At 55.2% G+C, this 16,988-nt stretch carries 11 protein-coding genes and 1 pseudogene; 9 read left to right on the forward strand and 3 right to left on the reverse strand.

Translation table 11 applies throughout. The annotated features are described in order from the left end of the window. Positions 1-111: 111 nt before the first annotated feature. Positions 112-3,348, reverse strand: coding sequence for an exonuclease subunit SbcC (sbcC, locus tag ACX9GT_RS05775; RefSeq protein WP_473190226.1), 3,237 nt, complete (start codon positions 3,346-3,348; stop codon positions 112-114). After that, positions 3,345-4,574 (reverse strand): exonuclease subunit SbcD, encoded by a 1,230-nt coding sequence (gene sbcD, locus ACX9GT_RS05780; protein ID WP_473190227.1) that lies wholly within the window; start codon positions 4,572-4,574, stop codon positions 3,345-3,347. The genes sbcC and sbcD overlap by 4 nt, the downstream gene beginning before the upstream one ends. A gap of 218 nt (positions 4,575-4,792) precedes the next feature. Here sbcD and phoB point away from each other — a divergent pair, with 218 nt between their 5' ends. The 7 genes from phoB (at position 4,793) to ACX9GT_RS05815 (ending at position 14,555) form a co-directional block, all read left to right on the forward strand. Continuing rightward, a complete protein-coding gene (gene phoB / locus ACX9GT_RS05785) occupies positions 4,793-5,482 on the forward strand; it encodes a phosphate response regulator transcription factor PhoB (protein WP_473190228.1) in 690 nt (229 codons plus the stop codon). 24 nt (positions 5,483-5,506) lie between these two features. Continuing rightward, positions 5,507-6,823 (forward strand): phosphate regulon sensor histidine kinase PhoR, encoded by a 1,317-nt coding sequence (gene phoR / locus ACX9GT_RS05790; RefSeq protein WP_473190229.1) that lies wholly within the window; start codon positions 5,507-5,509, stop codon positions 6,821-6,823. 15 nt (positions 6,824-6,838) lie between these two features. Continuing rightward, on the forward strand, positions 6,839-7,786 hold the full coding sequence (locus ACX9GT_RS05795; RefSeq protein WP_473190230.1) for a PstS family phosphate ABC transporter substrate-binding protein: 948 nt from the start codon (positions 6,839-6,841) through the stop codon (positions 7,784-7,786). Positions 7,787-8,291: 505 nt separating this feature from the next. Continuing rightward, on the forward strand, positions 8,292-9,614 hold the full coding sequence (gene brnQ / locus ACX9GT_RS05800; RefSeq protein WP_473190231.1) for a branched-chain amino acid transport system II carrier protein: 1,323 nt from the start codon (positions 8,292-8,294) through the stop codon (positions 9,612-9,614). A 71-nt stretch (positions 9,615-9,685) separates the two neighbouring features. Further along, entirely contained in the window at positions 9,686-11,092 is a 1,407-nt protein-coding gene (proY, locus tag ACX9GT_RS05805) for a proline-specific permease ProY (RefSeq protein WP_473190232.1), read from the forward strand. Between the two features lie 242 nt (positions 11,093-11,334). Next, a complete protein-coding gene (gene malZ, locus ACX9GT_RS05810; RefSeq protein WP_473191515.1) occupies positions 11,335-13,158 on the forward strand; it encodes a maltodextrin glucosidase in 1,824 nt (607 codons plus the stop codon). Between the two features lie 353 nt (positions 13,159-13,511). Continuing rightward, a complete protein-coding gene (locus tag ACX9GT_RS05815; RefSeq protein WP_473190233.1) occupies positions 13,512-14,555 on the forward strand; it encodes a zinc-binding dehydrogenase in 1,044 nt (347 codons plus the stop codon). Here ACX9GT_RS05815 and ACX9GT_RS05820 read toward each other — a convergent pair. Then, positions 14,507-15,649, reverse strand: coding sequence for an IS4 family transposase (locus ACX9GT_RS05820; protein ID WP_473187570.1), 1,143 nt, complete (start codon positions 15,647-15,649; stop codon positions 14,507-14,509). The genes ACX9GT_RS05815 and ACX9GT_RS05820 overlap by 49 nt on opposite strands. Before the next feature lie 92 nt (positions 15,650-15,741). Here ACX9GT_RS05820 and ACX9GT_RS05825 point away from each other — a divergent pair. Together ACX9GT_RS05825 and ACX9GT_RS05830 are read left to right on the forward strand one after the other, a co-directional pair. Continuing rightward, positions 15,742-15,849 (forward strand): annotated as a pseudogene (locus ACX9GT_RS05825) (zinc-binding dehydrogenase); the annotation flags it as partial. A gap of 123 nt (positions 15,850-15,972) precedes the next feature. After that, the gene (locus ACX9GT_RS05830; RefSeq protein WP_473190234.1) at positions 15,973-16,890 is read left to right on the forward strand and encodes an ABC transporter substrate-binding protein; all 918 of its coding nucleotides are present in this window, start codon (positions 15,973-15,975) and stop codon (positions 16,888-16,890) included. Positions 16,891-16,988: the final 98 nt, after the last annotated feature.

A 16,988-nucleotide genomic window follows, 5' to 3' on the forward strand; every position in this document is an offset into this window, starting at 1 on the left:
ACAGTGACAATCCTTTTATCTGCCGCATGATAACCATTGTCAGCCGTGGCTCAACGCTTTTCGCCTTGTACTGCCGCCGCGATCACATTTCTTATCGCTCCAGCGGGCCGTTTATTCGATGCGGAATTGCGATTCCAGCCTGCTGACGCCCAGCCCGTTGACCTTTTTCACCTTAATCTGCACCGGAATGCGCTCTTTCATGGCTTCGACATGGCTGATCACGCCGATGGTTTTGCCGGTGGCATTGAGGCTGTCGAGGGCGTCCAGCGCGGTATCGAGCGTTTCGGCATCCAGCGTGCCGAAGCCTTCGTCAAGGAACAGCGAGTCAATGCTGGTTTTATGGCTGACCAGGTCCGACAGCGCCAACGCCAGCGCCAGGCTGACCAGGAAGCTCTCGCCGCCGGACAGGGTGCGGGTATCGCGCAGAGCATCGGCCTGCCAGGTATCCACCACCTGTAGTTCCAGCGCATCGCTGGTTTTACGCTGTAACAGGTAACGCCCGTGCAAACGGCCAAGCTGGTGGTTGGCCAGATACACCAGATGATCAAGCGTTAACCCTTGGGCAAATTTGCGGAATTTGTCGCCCTCTTTCGAGCCAATCAGCTGATTGAGCGTGCTCCAGTCGTCGTACTGCTGTTGGCTTTGGGCAATCTGCTCAAACAGCGTTTGCTGGTTCAAACGGCGCTCTGCATCGCTGCTTAGCTGGTTGCGCACTTCCCCTTGGCGCAGTTGCAGCGTTTTTAGCTGTTCGACCAATTGGTTCAGGGCTTCCGGGGTGGCAAGCGCCTCGTCCAGATCCGCCGGGCGGCTTTGGCGTTGCTGCTCCAGCGTTTGCACCGCCTGGGCCAATAGGGTGCTTGCTTGCACTTGGCGCTGCTGTAGCCGTTCTTTCTCTTGCTGTAATTGCTGGCGCACGCCGTCTTCAAGCAAGGCGGCGCGCAGCGCCGCTTCATCGGCAAATTCGCTGCTGGCGAGCGCCTGCTGCCAGTGCTGCTCAGCATGTTGCAAGCGCTCGGCATACTGCTGTTGCTGTTGTTGCAAACCGGTCAACTGGCCCATTAGGCGATCGCGCTGTTCCTGCGCTTGGCTCAGTTGTGCTGTGGCCTGTTTCAGGGCGTGATCGCCGGCGGTTTGTGCCGCCTGCAACTGTTGGCGAACCTGCACTACCTGCTGTTCACCAAACAACGCGCTGCGTTCGCGATGCAGTTCAGCCAGGTTTTTCTCCTGTTGTTGCACCAACTGTTGTAATTTTTCCAGCTGGCGCTGGGTTTCTGCATGATTTGTTTGCAGCAGGCTAAAACGTTCGTCCAGCAGCGCGATGTCCTGCTGGTTTTTTTGCTGTTCCTGTTGCAGCGCGTTCAGTGCATCTTTGGCCTGCTGAACGGCGCGAGCGGCCCGATCGTGCTGCAATAGCCACTGCTGAGCTTGATTTTCTTCGCTGTCGCAGGCCGCCAACCAATCGTTCAGGTGCTGTGTGTCGTGCAGGGTAAAATCAAACGCCAGCGGCGCGCTGAGCGTTTGCCAGCTTTGCTGATGCTGTTCCTGCTGCTGTTGTTGCTGTTGCAACCGCTGCTGTAGTTGCTGCTGTTGCTCTTTCAGGCTTTCACTGCGCGCACGCAGTTCGGTGCCCTGCGTATGCAGTGCATCGTCTGTTGCACGCATCTCGGCTAGGCGTAGCGCGGTTTCCGAGGGCTTAACCGCCTGATATTGGGCGATCGCCGGGTGCTGGGTGGAACCGCACAGTGGGCAGGGTTCGCCGGTTTGCAGCCGGGCGCGCTCGGCTTCCAGGCTAACGATCAGTTTTTCCAGTTCGTGGGTTTTCTCAACGTCATTGAGATGGTTTTTGTGCTGCTTGTATTGTTGGCGGGTTTGCTCAAGCTGAGCTTCTGCCTCAGCCAACTGTTTTTGGCGCGCGTCAAACTCCAGCCGTTGCTGCTCCAACTGCTGCTGGCCTTGTTGGAACAGCAGTGCCAAGTTGGACAACTGTTGGCGCACCGGGCGCAGCTCGGCCAGCTCGGTTTGGCGCAGGCGCAGTTTCTCCTGTGGAGATTGCGTTTCCAGTGCTGCCTGCTGTTGCCGCTGTTGCTCCAGTGCGCTGGTCAGTTCGGCCTGCTTTGCCTGCGATTGGCCCGCCAGAGTGGCAAGCTGTGTGCGCTTGGTGGTCAGTTGCTCCAGCGTGCGGCGTTGTTCTTCATGCTGCTGCTGGCTTGCCTTATGATCTTTTTGCGTCTCGGCCAGGGTGCTTTGTAACTGGCTAATCTGCTGGTCGAGCGGCACCACTTTATCGATCAGGTTCTGCTGCTGTTGTTGATGTTCAACCTGCGCCTGTTTGGCGGTTTGCGCCTGCTCGAACTGCTGTTGCAGCGGAACAATTTGCACCAGTTGCTGTTGCTGCTGTTGCGCTAACAGCGCGATCTGCTGTTGCAGGGCTGAGTTGTCCTGCTGGCAGCGGTTGCGCTCATCCAGCCGCGGGCGCAGCTTTTCTGCCGGTTCGCTACGCGCCAACTGCTGCAACTGCGGTTCCGCCTGCTGGTAGTCCTGCTGCACGGCGTTGAGCTGTTGCTGATATTCCTGTAATTGCCGCTGGGCGGTGTGCCACTGTTGCAGCCAGTTCAACTGATGCTGGCGCTGCTGCGCCTGCTGGCTAAGCTGCTGTTCCTCCGCGCTAAGGGCGCTGAGCTGGTTTTCCAGGGTTTGGCGCTGTTCATCATTCAATAGCTCAATGCCGCTGGCACGATGATGCAGCGCATCCAGATCGGTTTTTGCCTGCTTGTGCTGCTCAAATACCCGCTCGGACAACCGGCCATAAATCTCGGTGCCGGTCAGTTCTTCCAGCAGTTCGGCGCGATCGTTGGCGTCGGCGTTGAGAAATGCGGCAAATTGCCCCTGCGACAGCATCATCGATTTGGTGAAACGGCCGAAATCCAGCCCGGTAATCGAGGCGATCAGATCCAGCTTATCCCGCACTTTATCCGCCAGGATCTTGCCGCTTTCCCGTAACGCCAGTTCCACCTTCGGAGCCTGTAAGTTACCGGTGGGATCGTTTTTGGCGCGGCGCTGGCTCCAGAAGGCGCGATAGCCGATGCCTTTCACCTCAAACTCCACTTCTGCCAGCGATTCGGCGGTATGGCGCGTCATCAGTTCGTTTTGGCTTGGCGTCACGTTCAGCCGCGGCGTTTGGTGATACAGCGCCAGGCAAATTGCATCCAGCAGCGTGGTTTTGCCCGCGCCGGTCGGGCCGGTAATGGCAAACAGCCCGTTGCTGGCGAAGGGTTCGGCGGTGAAGTCGATTTTCCACTCGCCCTGCAACGAATTGAGGTTTTTCAGCCGCAGGCTCAGGATCTTCATGCTGAGTGCTCCTCATCCTGATGTAAGGTTTCAACCACCTGTTGGAACATCTGGCGCATCCTTTGCTGGCGCGGTTCTGCCATTTCGCTCTCCAGCGCCAGCCGCCGTTCGAATACGTCGCCAACGCTCAGTTCATTCAGGGTTTCTTTGTCCTGCTGGGCGATCACCAGGCGGCGTTGCTCTTTGCTGCGCCGCAGCAATAGCACCTCGACCGGCAGTTCATCGGCCAGTTGCTGGATGCGGCGTTGAATATCGCTAAGGTAATCCTGCGTGGCGACTTCGATATCCAGCCAAACCGGCAATTCCCCCTGATGATCGGCAAATTGCCGCAGTTGCTGTTCGATCTGCTGTAGATCGCCTTTGAGCAACTGCATCGGCTGGAAGGTAGGGACTTCCAGCGCAGTCACCTGTTGCAGAGCACCGTCGGCGAAGTCGACCATAAATACGCTTTTGGCTTTGCCGAGTTCGTCAAAGCTGAGTGGGATCGGCGAGCCGCTATAGCGAATATGTTCGGACTTGGCCACGTTCTGGGCACGGTGAATATGGCCGAGGGCAATGTAGTCGGCTGGCGGGAAAGCCTGCGCCGGGAAGGCATCCAGCGTGCCGATGTAGATATCGCGCACCGAATCGGAGGTGGTCACCCCCACGGTGGTTAAGTGGCCGGTGGCGACGATCGGCAGTTGCAGGCCCAGCGCATCGCGGCGCGCGCAGGCGGCCTGATACAAAGAGTGGTAATGCTCGGCAATGGCTTCCTGCAAGGCCTGCTGCTTTTGCGTGCCGGATTCCCCGGCGCGGCTGGTGAGCAGATCGCGCGGGCGCAGGAACGGGATGGCGCACAGCACCGCACCCGGTTGGCCGTCGCGCTGCTTCAGCACCAGGATCTGCGATTCGATCGCCGTTTGCGCATTGGCAATTACGGTCGTATTCAGGCAGGAAAGCAGTTCACGCGATTCATTCAGCGTGGCCACGGAATCATGGTTGCCCCCCAGGATCACCAACTGGCAACCGGTGCGCTGCAATTCCACCACAAAGCGGTTGTACAGTTCGCGGGCGTAGCTCGGCGGGGAGCCGGTATCAAACAGATCCCCGGCGACGATCAGCGCATCTACCTGCTGCTGTTCCACCTGTTCGATCAGCCAGCGTAAGAAGCCCTGGTGCTCGGCGGCGCGGCTTTTGGTGAAAAAGTATTGGCCCAGATGCCAGTCAGAAGTATGAATCAGGCGCATGATACTCCCTGCGTAAAATATAATTGAGGGGCTAATGCCCGCTGTTGTGACGTAAGCATTATGACATCTAAATGATTTTTCTTTGATCGTTAGAATAATCACTATGCTTAGAGCCGCAAAGGCAGTGGTGATTTTCATAAAAGTGTCACAAAACTGACGCATAATGGCGCCGCAACAAGGGCGCGATAGAGATCGCTAACACATTGGCAGGATTGACGATGGCAAAACGCATACTGGTGGTGGAAGACGAAGCGCCGATCCGTGAGATGGTGTGCTTTGTGTTGGAACAGAATGGTTACCAACCGTTGGAAGCCGAGGATTATGACAGTGCCATTGCGCGCCTGTCCGAGCCGTTCCCTGATTTGGTGTTGCTCGACTGGATGCTGCCCGGCGGTTCTGGCATTCAGTTTATCAAGCACATGAAACGTGAAGCGCTGACCCGCGATATCCCGGTGATGATGCTGACCGCACGCGGTGAAGAAGAAGATCGGGTGCGCGGCCTGGAAGTGGGGGCGGATGATTACATCACCAAACCCTTCTCGCCAAAAGAGCTGGTGGCGCGTATCAAAGCGGTGATGCGGCGTATTTCACCGATGGCAGTGGAAGAAGTGATTGAAATGCAAGGGCTGAGCCTGGATCCTTCCTCACACCGGGTGATGGCGAGCGGTCAGGCGCTCGATATGGGGCCGACCGAATTCAAGCTGTTACACTTCTTTATGACTCACCCGGAACGGGTTTACAGCCGCGAACAGTTGCTTAATCACGTCTGGGGCACTAACGTTTATGTAGAAGACCGTACCGTTGATGTGCATATTCGCCGGCTGCGTAAGGCGCTGGAGACCACGGGTCATGACAAAATGGTTCAAACCGTTCGGGGCACCGGCTACCGGTTCTCAACGCGCTATTAATCGCGCAATGTTGGAGCAGATGCCGTGTTAGAACGCCTATCGTGGAAGAGGCTGGCGATTGAGCTGGCCCTTTTTTGTTTGCCTGCTTTACTGCTGGGGCTGATTTTTGGCTATTTGCCCTGGTTCCTGCTGGTTGCGGTGCTGATTGCACTGGTGTGGAATTTCTATAACCAACTCAAACTCTCTCACTGGCTGTGGGTCGATCGCAGCATGACGCCGCCGCCGGGGCGCTGGAGCTGGGAGCCACTGTTTTACGGCCTGTATCAGATGCAGCAGCGTAACCGCCGCCGCCGCCGTGAGCTGGCGCTGTTGATCAAACGCTTTCGCAGCGGGGCGGAATCTTTGCCCGATGCGGTAGTGATGACCACCGTTGAAGGCAATATTTTCTGGTGTAACGGTTTGGCACAGCACCTGCTGGGCTTCCGCTGGCCGGAGGACAACGGCCAACATATCCTCAACCTGCTGCGCTATCCGGAATTCAGCCAATATCTGCAACAGCAGGAATTCTCCAAGCCGCTGACGCTGCAACTGAATAATGAGCACTTTGTCGAATTCCGCGTGATGCCCTATTCCGAAGGGCAACTGCTGATGGTGGCGCGTGATGTCACCCAGATGCGCCAGTTGGAGGGCGCTCGTCGTAACTTCTTCGCCAACGTCAGCCATGAGCTGCGTACCCCGCTGACGGTGCTGCAAGGCTACCTGGAGATGATGAGCGATCAGGAACTCGACGGTTCACTGCGTGGCAAAGCGCTGAGCACTATGCAAGAGCAAACCAAGCGTATGGACGGGCTGGTGAAGCAGTTGCTGACGCTGTCGCGCATCGAGGCGGCACCTAACGTTGATATGAATGAGAAGGTCGATATTCCGCTGATGCTGCGGGTGTTACAGCGTGAGGCGCAGTCGCTCAGCAATGGCAATCATGCGATCAGCTTCCGGATCAATGAAAACCTCAGAGTGTTTGGTAACGAGGATCAACTGCGCAGTGCGGTATCCAACCTGGTGTACAACGCGGTTAACCATACGCCGCCGGGCACCCATCTTGAAGTGAGCTGGCAGCAAACGCCGCAGGGCGCGCAGTTCCAGGTGAGCGATAGCGGGCCGGGCATTGCTGCTGAACATATCCCACGGCTGACCGAACGTTTCTACCGCGTTGATAAAGCGCGTTCGCGCCAGACCGGCGGCAGCGGGCTGGGGCTGGCGATCGTCAAACATGCGCTCAGCCACCATGATTCACGGCTGGAAATATTGAGTGAACCCGGTATCGGCACGCGTTTCATCTTTACCTTGCCTAATCGGTTGATTGTGCCCGCCGCTTTGTCAGAGAATGCGGTGAAAAATTAACGCGTGGACTTGGTTATGGCCCGACTCACCCAAGGATTGCTGTTTTGCCTGATGCTGTTGCTCAGCCCTGGTGCGTTGGCGCAGCCGGACGGCATGCTTTCCGGCAATCTCTCCAGCGCCGGTTCCGACACGCTGGCTAATCTGATGGCGCTGTGGGGGCAGGATTTCAGCCAGCACTATCCTAACGTTAACCTGCAAATTCAGGCCGCCGGATCCTCAACGGCCCCGACCGCCTTGGCGGCGGGCGCGGCGCAACTGGGGCCAATGAGCCGGCCGATGAAAGCGGCGGAAGTGGCGGCGTTTGAGCAGCGCTATGGCTATCCGCCGCTGGCGGTGCCGGTGGCCGTTGATGCGCTGGTGCTGTTGGTGCATCAGGACAATCCGTTGCGTGGGCTGAATTTGCAGCAGCTCGATCAGATCTTTTCTTCCACCCGCCGCTGTGGCGAAAACACCGCGATTCAGCGCTGGGGCCAACTGGGGTTACAGGGCAGTTGGGCACAGCGCACTTTGCAACGTTTTGGCCGCAATTCCGCTTCTGGCACTTACGGCTATTTCAAGCTGCGCGCGCTGTGTGGCGGTGATTTTATGGCGCGGGTGAACGAGTTGCCCGGCTCGGCTTCGGTGGTGCAGGCGGTGGCGGGATCGTTAAGCGGCATCGGCTATGCCAGCATTGGCTTTCGTGCCAGCGGCGTGCGCTTGTTGCCGCTGGCGGAATCAGGCAACAACTACGTGGCCCCGACGGAAACCAATGTGCGCAACGGTAGCTATCCGCTGGCGCGTTATCTGTATATCTACATCAATAAAGCGCCTAACCAACCGCTGGAACCGCTGACCGCCGCGTTTCTTGATCGCGTGCTTTCGGTGCAGGGGCAGAGGTTGGTGAATCACGACGGTTATCTGCCGTTACCCCCGGATACGTTGCGCAAAACGCGCATGATGCTGGGGCTGGAGCAGGCCCGTTGAGTGGCAAAAACTGAGCGCATAACACGCATTGAATGATCGGTTTTTGGCGTTGTCGCGCAATATTTAATGCTATGTTTCACACTCTGTGAGATTGTTGCTTAAAGATAATACAAATCATGTAGTGCATATTTATTGATAACCCCTACGATCGACTGGCTGCAAAATATTATCTGGACGATCGCTCTGCTTTCTTCGCTGCATCTTGTCTTTTGGCGCTATAAACGCTTAACTTAGCCCCCGTTGCTGGACTAAACCTCCATTCACCCTTTGGTCTTTCAAGCCGGTTGCCGTTGGCTACAGCCTGAAATCTGCCGGGGATATAACTTCTAAAACTCTGCCCATCATCATGAGTGGTCATCTTGCGAGCCAGGACGAAACGCCAGGTATTGTGCGTTTTTTGTGCTTATTGGTTTCTTGATGCAATGGCAGGCCAGCAACCTCATTCAGGCATTTTGCCACCACACTGGCGGAAATTTATTCATTTTTACAGGCAACACAACATCCTATGAGTCAGCGTTTAACATCAAAAGATATTCTGGCGTTGGGGTTTATGACCTTCGCCTTGTTCGTCGGTGCCGGGAACATTATCTTCCCGCCGATGGTGGGTTTGCAGTCCGGCGAGCATGTTTGGACTGCGGCACTGGGTTTCCTGATCACCGCCGTGGGTTTGCCGGTGATGACGGTGATCGCGCTGGCGCGCGTGGGTGGCGGTGTTGATGCACTGAGTTCGCCGATTGGCCGCAGCGCGGGTTTACTGCTGGCGACGGTGTGCTATCTGGCCGTCGGCCCGCTGTTTGCTACCCCGCGTACTGCCACCGTTTCCTTTGAAGTGGGTATTGCCCCATTGACCGGTGATGGCCCTCTGCCGCTGTTTATCTACAGCCTGGTTTATTTCGCGCTGGTGATCGGTATCTCGCTGTATCCGGGCCGCCTGCTCGATACCGTGGGCCATATTCTGGCTCCGCTGAAGATGGTGGCGCTGGCTATTCTGGGTATTGCCGCGCTGGTGTGGCCTGCCGGGGCACCGATCCCGGCGGTAGAGGCTTACCAGAGCGTGCCTTTCTCCTCCGGCTTCGTGAATGGTTACCTGACCATGGATACGCTCGGGGCGATGGTGTTCGGCATCGTGATCGTCAACGCTGCACGTTCGCGTGGGGTGAAAGATGCCGGTCTGCTGACCCGTTACACTATTCTGGCGGGTTTGATCGCCGGTATCGGCCTGACGCTGGTGTATCTGAGCCTGTTCAAACTGGGTTCCGGCAGCGGCGTGTTGGTGCCTGATGCCACCAACGGCGCGGTGATCCTGCATGCTTATGTGCAGAATACCTTTGGCGGCTTAGGCAGTTTCTTCCTGGCGGCGCTGATCTTTATTGCCTGCATGGTCACGGCGGTGGGCCTGACCTGCGCCTGCGCCGAGTTCTTTGAGCAGTACCTGCCGTTCTCTTACAAGACGCTGGTGTTTATTCTGGGCCTGTTCTCGATGTTGGTTTCCAACCTTGGTCTGAGCCATCTGATTAAGATCTCGATCCCGGTGCTGACCGCAATTTATCCCCCTTGCATCGTGCTGGTAGTGCTGAGCTTCACTCTGCGCTGGTGGAACAGTAGTTCGCGAATTGTTGCGCCGGTGATGTTAGTCAGCCTGTTGTTTGGTATTCTTGACGCCGTGAAAGCGTCCAGCTTCCAGCATCTGATGCCAGCCTGGACCGATAATCTGCCGCTGGCGGTGCAGGGTTTGGCATGGTTGCCACCTTCGCTGCTGATGTTGGCGCTGGTCGCAATTTATGATCGGGTTTTTGCACGCAGCCGCGAAGTGACTGTGCACTCATAAACCTGCGGTCTTAACTTTGGGCCACGGACTTGTCCGTGGCTTTTGTTCGTTTAAAGGGACAGGTCATTTCCATGCAACAACAGTCATCCACCGCAGCACCGGCCAACAAGCTGAAGCGTGGCCTCAGTACGCGCCACATTCGCTTTATGGCCCTCGGCTCCGCTATCGGTACCGGCTTATTTTACGGTTCCGCAGAAGCCATCCGCATGGCAGGCCCCAGCGTTCTGCTGGCTTACCTGATCGGCGGTATCATCGCTTTTATCATCATGCGCGCACTGGGCGAAATGTCGGTCAACAACCCGCAGGCAGGTTCGTTCTCACGCTATGCCCAAGATTACCTTGGCCCGATGGCCGGTTATATCACCGGTTGGACCTACTGCTTTGAAATCCTGATCGTCGCCATTGCCGACGTGACGGCGTTCGGCATCTATATGGGCGTCTGGTTCCCCGAGGTGCAGCACTGGATCTGGGTATTGAGCATTGTGCTGATCATCGGTGCGATTAACCTGATGAGCGTGAAGGTGTTTGGTGAGCTGGAGTTCTGGTTCTCCTTCTTCAAAGTGGCCACCATTATCGTCATGATCGCAGCCGGTGTCGGTATCATTATCTGGGGCATTGGCAACGGCGGCCAAGCGACCGGTATTAGCAATCTGTGGACGAACGGCGGTTTCTTCAGCAACGGCTTTATCGGCATGCTGCTGTCGCTGCAACTGGTGATGTTTGCCTATGGTGGCATCGAGATTATCGGTATTACTGCCGGTGAAGCCAAAGATCCGAAAGTGTCGATCCCGAAGGCGATCAACTCGGTGCCATGGCGCATTCTGGTGTTCTATGTAGGGACGCTGTTTGTCATCATGTCGATCTACCCGTGGAACCAGGTCGGCACCAGCGGCAGCCCGTTTGTTCTTACCTTCCAGCACATGGGGATCACCATGGCGGCAGGCATCCTTAACTTTGTGGTGATCACCGCGTCGCTGTCGGCGATCAACAGCAATGTGTTCGGCGTTGGCCGTATGATGCACGGCTTGGCAGAGCAGGGCCATGCACCGAAGGTATTCAGTAAAATCTCCAAACACGGTATTCCGTGGGTGACGGTAGTGGTGATGATGGCGGCGCTGCTGATTGCCGTATACCTCAACTATGTGATGCCGAAGGACGTATTCCTGGTGATTGCCTCACTGGCGACCTTTGCTACCGTGTGGGTGTGGATTATGATCCTGATCTCGCAGATCGCTTTCCGCCGCAGCTTGAGCAAAGACCAGGTGAAGAAGTTGGACTTCCCGCTGCGTGGCGGCGTGTTTACATCAGTGATTGCCATCATCTTCCTGGTGTTTATCATTGGTCTGATCGGCTACTTCCCAACCACCCGCGTTTCTTTGTATGCCGGGTTGGTGTGGGTCGCGCTACTGCTGCTGGGTTACTACATCAAGGTGAACCGCCAGAAGAAGCAGGCAGGATTGGCAACACAGCAAGACTGATGTGAAAAATATCGGCCCTGATCCGCAGGGCCGATATGGTTAGATAACTCCCCCTGCCAGAAAACTCTCCATATCAAAAGTGCCTTAGCTAAAAGGCAACAGGGTGATTTTACCCTGGGATCCGCATCTCCACCCCTCAACTCATCCCTGAGTTTGTCGAACAGAGAGGAGGGGAAATGGCACTCGACGTGGCATTGTTCGGGGCATTAAATAGTGCCGTCTATTACATCAGGAGAACCTTAATGCTTAACGCCTGGCATCAACCCGTTCCCCCCTTCGTGGTGAAGAAAGGGCAACGTCTGGAGATCACACTTTGGGTGCAGGGGGATGATCTGCCCGAACAGATCCTCTTACGCACCGAGTCGGACAATGAGGAATGGCTGCTGAAAATGAAGGCGCAGGCCGCGGAAGGCTTGTGGCGCTATCACGCCAGCCTGACATTAAATGAGGGCGAGGCCACCCGGCGTTACTGCTTTAAGCTGCTGTGGGCCGATCGTCAGCAGTGGTTTGGCCCGCAGGGTTGGTCGCTGATCCCGCCGGGGCAACTGGCTCAATTTGCGGTCGATGAGCCGAATCATAGCCCGATGTGGGTGGCCGATCAGGTGTTTTATCAGATATTCCCCGATCGTTTTGCCAGCAGCGGTGCCGCGCATGGTATTAAAAGCGGCAGCTATCGCCATCATGCGGCGGGTTGCAATGTGGTACGCCGCGATTGGCAACATCCGCTGGAAGAGAAACATGCGGCTTCGACTTTCTACGGCGGCGATCTGGATGGCATTAGTGAGAAACTGCCGTACCTGCAACAGCTTGGCGTGACGGCGTTGTATCTCAACCCGATCTTCACCTCACCGAGCGTGCATAAATATGACACAGACGATTATTATCAGGTCGATCCGTACTTTGGCGGCAATGAAGCGCTACAGCGTTTGCGAGTAAGCACTCACCAGGTGGGGATGAAAATGCTGCTGGATGGGGTTTTCAACCATACCGGCGATTCGCATCCGTGGTTCGATCGTTATCAGCAGGCCGAACAGGGCGCTTGCCACAACCCGGATTCCCCTTATCGCGGCTGGTTTAATTTCTACCCGGATGGCGAGGCGCTAACCTGGAAAGGCCATACCAATCTGCCCAAGCTCAATTTTGCTGAACCACAGGTGGTGGATGTTATTTATCGCGCCGACAGCAGCGTGGTACGCCATTGGATGCGGCCGCCTTACAGTATCGACGGTTGGCGGCTGGACGTGGTGCATATGCTGGGGGAGAACGGCGGAGCGGAGGGCAACTTGCATCACTTGGCCGGGATTTATCAGGCGGTCAAGCAGGAGAACCCAGAGGCTTACGTTCTGGGCGAGCATTTTGGTGATGCCCGCCGCTGGTTGCACGCCGGGGTTGAAGACGCCGCCATGAACTATGTGGGTTTTGCCTTACCGGTGCGGGCGTTTCTGGCAGGGCAGGACGTGGCCTATCATCCGGTACAGATTGATGCGGCCGTTTGCGCAGAGTGGATGGACGGTTATCGTGCCGGGTTGCCGCACAATCGTCAGCTTATTCAGTTTAACCAACTGGACAGCCACGATACCGCACGCTTTTTGACGATGCTGGAAAATAACACCCGGCGTATGCAGATGGCGGCGGTGTGGCTGATGAGCTGGATCGGGGTGCCTTGCCTGTATTATGGCGACGAAATTGGCTTGGACGGTGGTAACGATCCGTTCTGCCGTAAGACCTTCCCGTGGGATGAAAGCCAGTGGGATCACCAACTGCTACATCTGTTCCAACGCCTGATTGCGCTGCGTAAGCAGAGTAAAGCGCTGCGGCGCGGCGGTTGCCAGGTGCTGTATGCCGCAGGAGAAACGCTGGTGTTTGTACGTACTTACCAGCAAGAGCAAGTGCTGGTGGCGTTGCAGCGCAGCGGCAGCGGTGAAGCGGTATTGCCATACAGCCCGCTGCTGGCCAAAGGGCAGTGGCAACGATTAGAGGGGGAAAGCGAACTCAATGCGGCAGACAATGGGCTGCAACTGCGGCTAGGTGCTGAATCTGCTTCGCTCTGGCGGCTTAACCGCTGAATCTTTAGCTACGATCTCTCCAACAAGCTGAGCGTTGCTATTGATCGCAACGCTCAGTTCATCCCCTCTCCTTTTTCCTTAACGTCCGCCCCTAGATAGTGTGATCACGATCGGAGTCTGTAGTAGTTTTAGACTAGATGTTAATGAACTGTGACTTTGTTCAAACATTTGTTTTACGAGCTTTGGTTATATGATGTTCAATGTTTACGTTGTCATTTATGGTTTAAGCGGGTGTGATGTGTCTAATTCAATGAAATATATCGATTAATAGTTATTTCTGTATTTTTTAAATCAAAAATGACAACGTCAACATTTTGATTTTTAGCCTGATAAAGTTACTAATGGAGAGTGAAATGAACCAGTTACCAGAGAAGATGCGAGCGGTGGTTTGCCATGGCCCACAGGACTACCGTTTTGAACAGGTGCCGACGCCGCTGCCAAAAGCGAAGGAGTTGGTGATCAAAGTTGAAGGTTGTGGGATCTGCGCCGGGGATTGCAAATGTAGAAATGGCGCTCAGATGTTCTGGGGTGAAACGCCCTGGGTAAAACCGCCGGTGGTGCCGGGCCACGAGTTTTATGGCCGCATCGTCGCCATGGGCGCAGGTACTGAGAAAAAGTACCAGATTGGCGAGCGGGTGATCGCCGAGCAGATCGTACCGTGCTGGGAGTGCCGTTACTGCAAGTCCGGCAGCTATTGGATGTGTGAAACGCATAATATCTACGGCTTCCAGAAAGATGTCGCCGAAGGCGGCATGGCGGAATACATGCGTTTTTCGGAAAACGCCATCGTGCATAAGATCCCAGAAAGCCTCAGTCACGAAGATGCGGTGCTGATCGAGCCGATGGCCTGTGCCATCCACACCGTTGCGCGCGGCGATATCCAACTGGATGACGTAGTGGTGCTGGCCGGGGCCGGGCCGCTGGGCTTATGCATGGTGCAGGTTGCCCGGCTGAAAACGCCGAAAAAGCTGATCGTGATCGATGCCATTGATGAACGCCTGGAGCTTGCCAAAGAATTTGGCGCAGACGTGGTGATCAACCCGCTGAAAGAAGATGCCGATAAAATCGTCAAGGCCTTAACCGGCGGCTATGGTTGTGATGTGTATATCGAAGCGACCGGAGCACCGATTGGCGTTACCCAGGGCCTGCAGATGATCCGTAAGCTGGGGCGCTTTGTTGAGTTCAGCGTATTTGGCAAAGAAACCACCGTCGACTGGTCAATTATTGGCGATCGCAAAGAGTTGGATATCCGCGGTGCGCATTTGGCACCTTACAGCTATGAAATCGCCATCGATCTGTTTGAGCGTGGTCTGGTGACATCCTTAATGATCCCCTCATTTTTAGAGACTCAAATAATTCCAAGTGTGCGGGTATATAACCGATGCTGCCTCAGGTAATAAGTAAACTTCTCCATCAACAACGTCGCGTAGGCTTCTTTCATTTTAGGCAGCAACTGATAGTAGATGACACCCTGTCGGAAAAATGAATACGTTCGGCTTTTGCTGGTATTGACCTTGATCGTTCGTTCCAGACCCACGCTGTCACCCGCCTTGCCCAGCAGCGTCAACAGGACTATCGCCAGCGCACTGAACAGAAATAATCGGTCGCGTCGTGCCGGATTTTTGACACGAACCTGACCCATTCCCATGCCAAATCTGTAGTCCTTGATGTCCCGAAAACTGCTCTCGATACCCCAGCGCTGACCATACAGACTCAAGGCCTTGGCAGCGCTCAAATCGACGCGATTACTCGCCAGAAACCACGGCTCTTTCATACCGCTCTTGTGACAGCAATAGACCCGCTCGACCCGCTGTCGTTGCCCGGTAAGCTCCACCTCTTTGAGCGTGCGAGTTCGCCCGGTCGGGGTAAGCCATTCAGTCGCCGGCACCTGAGCCATACCTGGGTAGCCAACGAGAATATTGCTTTTAAAACGAATGATATAGGCAAAACCCAACTCTTGTTCAAGACGTTCAAACAACGCCATATAACCGAAGCCACGGTCCGCCACGACGGTGACAAAAACCCCTTGCGGCAAGGTCTTCCTGAGCTTGGTTAACAGCGCCTTTTCATGAGCGTTGCGTTGCCCTTTGAGCAAGGATTTCTGGTGGGTTTTCCACAGGAGCGGCGTGTTGCGTCCATGGTTGGTTTGCAAGCTGATAACCAGGGTGCTGTGGTCATCAGTATCAAACTCAGTCCAATCCATGGAGACGACGATGTCAGTACGTTCAGCCACCACATAGGGAACCCAGTCATCAAACAGGCTCCAGACGTTTAGTTTAGTGTTGGTGAGCAGTCTATCAACCTGCTTGACGGCGTGCTTTCGCTCAAGGCCGCTTGCCAAAGAGAGCCCATTGCCAATTGCATGGATGGCCAATGAGCCCGACTCAATCACCCCGTGGGTTGCATTGGCGAGCGACAATACACGCTTGGCATGCATGTCCTGCCCGAATATGTCATCAATGTGGTTAAGGATTATTTCGTGGTTAAGCATGGAGATTGTCTGCTCGTTATTAGCGGGTCAATAACGGAGATCATACCTCAGAAGCCGTACCATGCCTCACTCATATGAGGGGATAGCTAAGGGTGACATCCAGAGGCGTGGTCACCCACAGTTATTCATTAAACGATTGGGATCAGGCTTTTGCAATCGCTGACTCAACGGATTCTATTAAGGTTATTTTGGTTCCTTAATACCAGATTTTTTAAACGACAGTTTTTAATGCTTTTTATCAAGTATGGGATGTTATTGCTGTTAAATAGGTAAATTCATATTGTTGTTCTGATAATAATGACTACCCTACAGGAGAATAAAATATGTTTTCTTTTATCAAAAAAACGCTACCGGTTATTCTGGCAGGCGGCATGCTGATTGCCAGCCAATCCGCAATAGCCAAGCAAATTACGATTGGTGTTTCTTTTCAGGAGATGAATAACGAATATTTTGTCTCAATGAAGCAGGCATTAGAACAGGCGGCGAATGATATTGGTGCCAAGGTGTATATCGCCGATGCCCGCCATGATGTGTCAAAGCAGATTAATGACGTTGAAGATATGCTGCAAAAGAAAGTGGATATTTTGCTGATTAACCCGACGGATTCGGTTGGCGTGCAGTCGGCGGTGATTGCTGCCCATAAAGCCGGGGCGGTCGTGGTGGCGATCGACGCCCAGGCCGAAGGCCCGCTGGATTCCTTCGTCGGTTCAGAAAACTATGATGCCGGTTTCCAGGCCGGTGAATATCTGGCGAAATCACTGGGTAACAAAGGCAAAGTGGCGATCCTGGATGGCATTCCGGTAGTGCCGATTCTTGAACGCGTGCGCGGCTTTGAGGATGCGATTAAAAAGCACCCGGAGATGAAGATCGTCACCAAGCAAAACGGCAAGCAAGAGCGTGATACCGCGCTGACGGTGACCGAAAATATGCTGCAATCCACGCCCGATCTGGCCGGTATTTTCAGCGTTAACGACGTCGGTGCCTTGGGAGCCTTAGCGGCAATTGAAAGCAACGGTGCCAAGGTCAAGCTGGTGAGCGTTGATGGCCACCCAGAAGCGATTAAAGAGATCCTGAAGCCGAACTCACCGTTTATCGCCACCTCCGCCCAGTTCCCGCGCGATCAGATGCGTATTGCCTTGGGGATTGCGCTGGCGCGCCACTGGGGTGCCAACGTACCGAAGACCATTCCGGTGAAAGTGAAGCTGATCGACAGCAGCAACGCGGCCGGTTTTAGCTGGTAAACGCGTGGTATCGTTCTGCCCGGCGGTAGAGCGATAGATACCCTAAATAATTCGAGTTGCAGGAAGGCGGCAACGCAGCGAATCCCCAGGAACATAGT

The sequence above is a fragment of the Serratia sp. YWN4 genome (genome assembly GCF_055790845.1).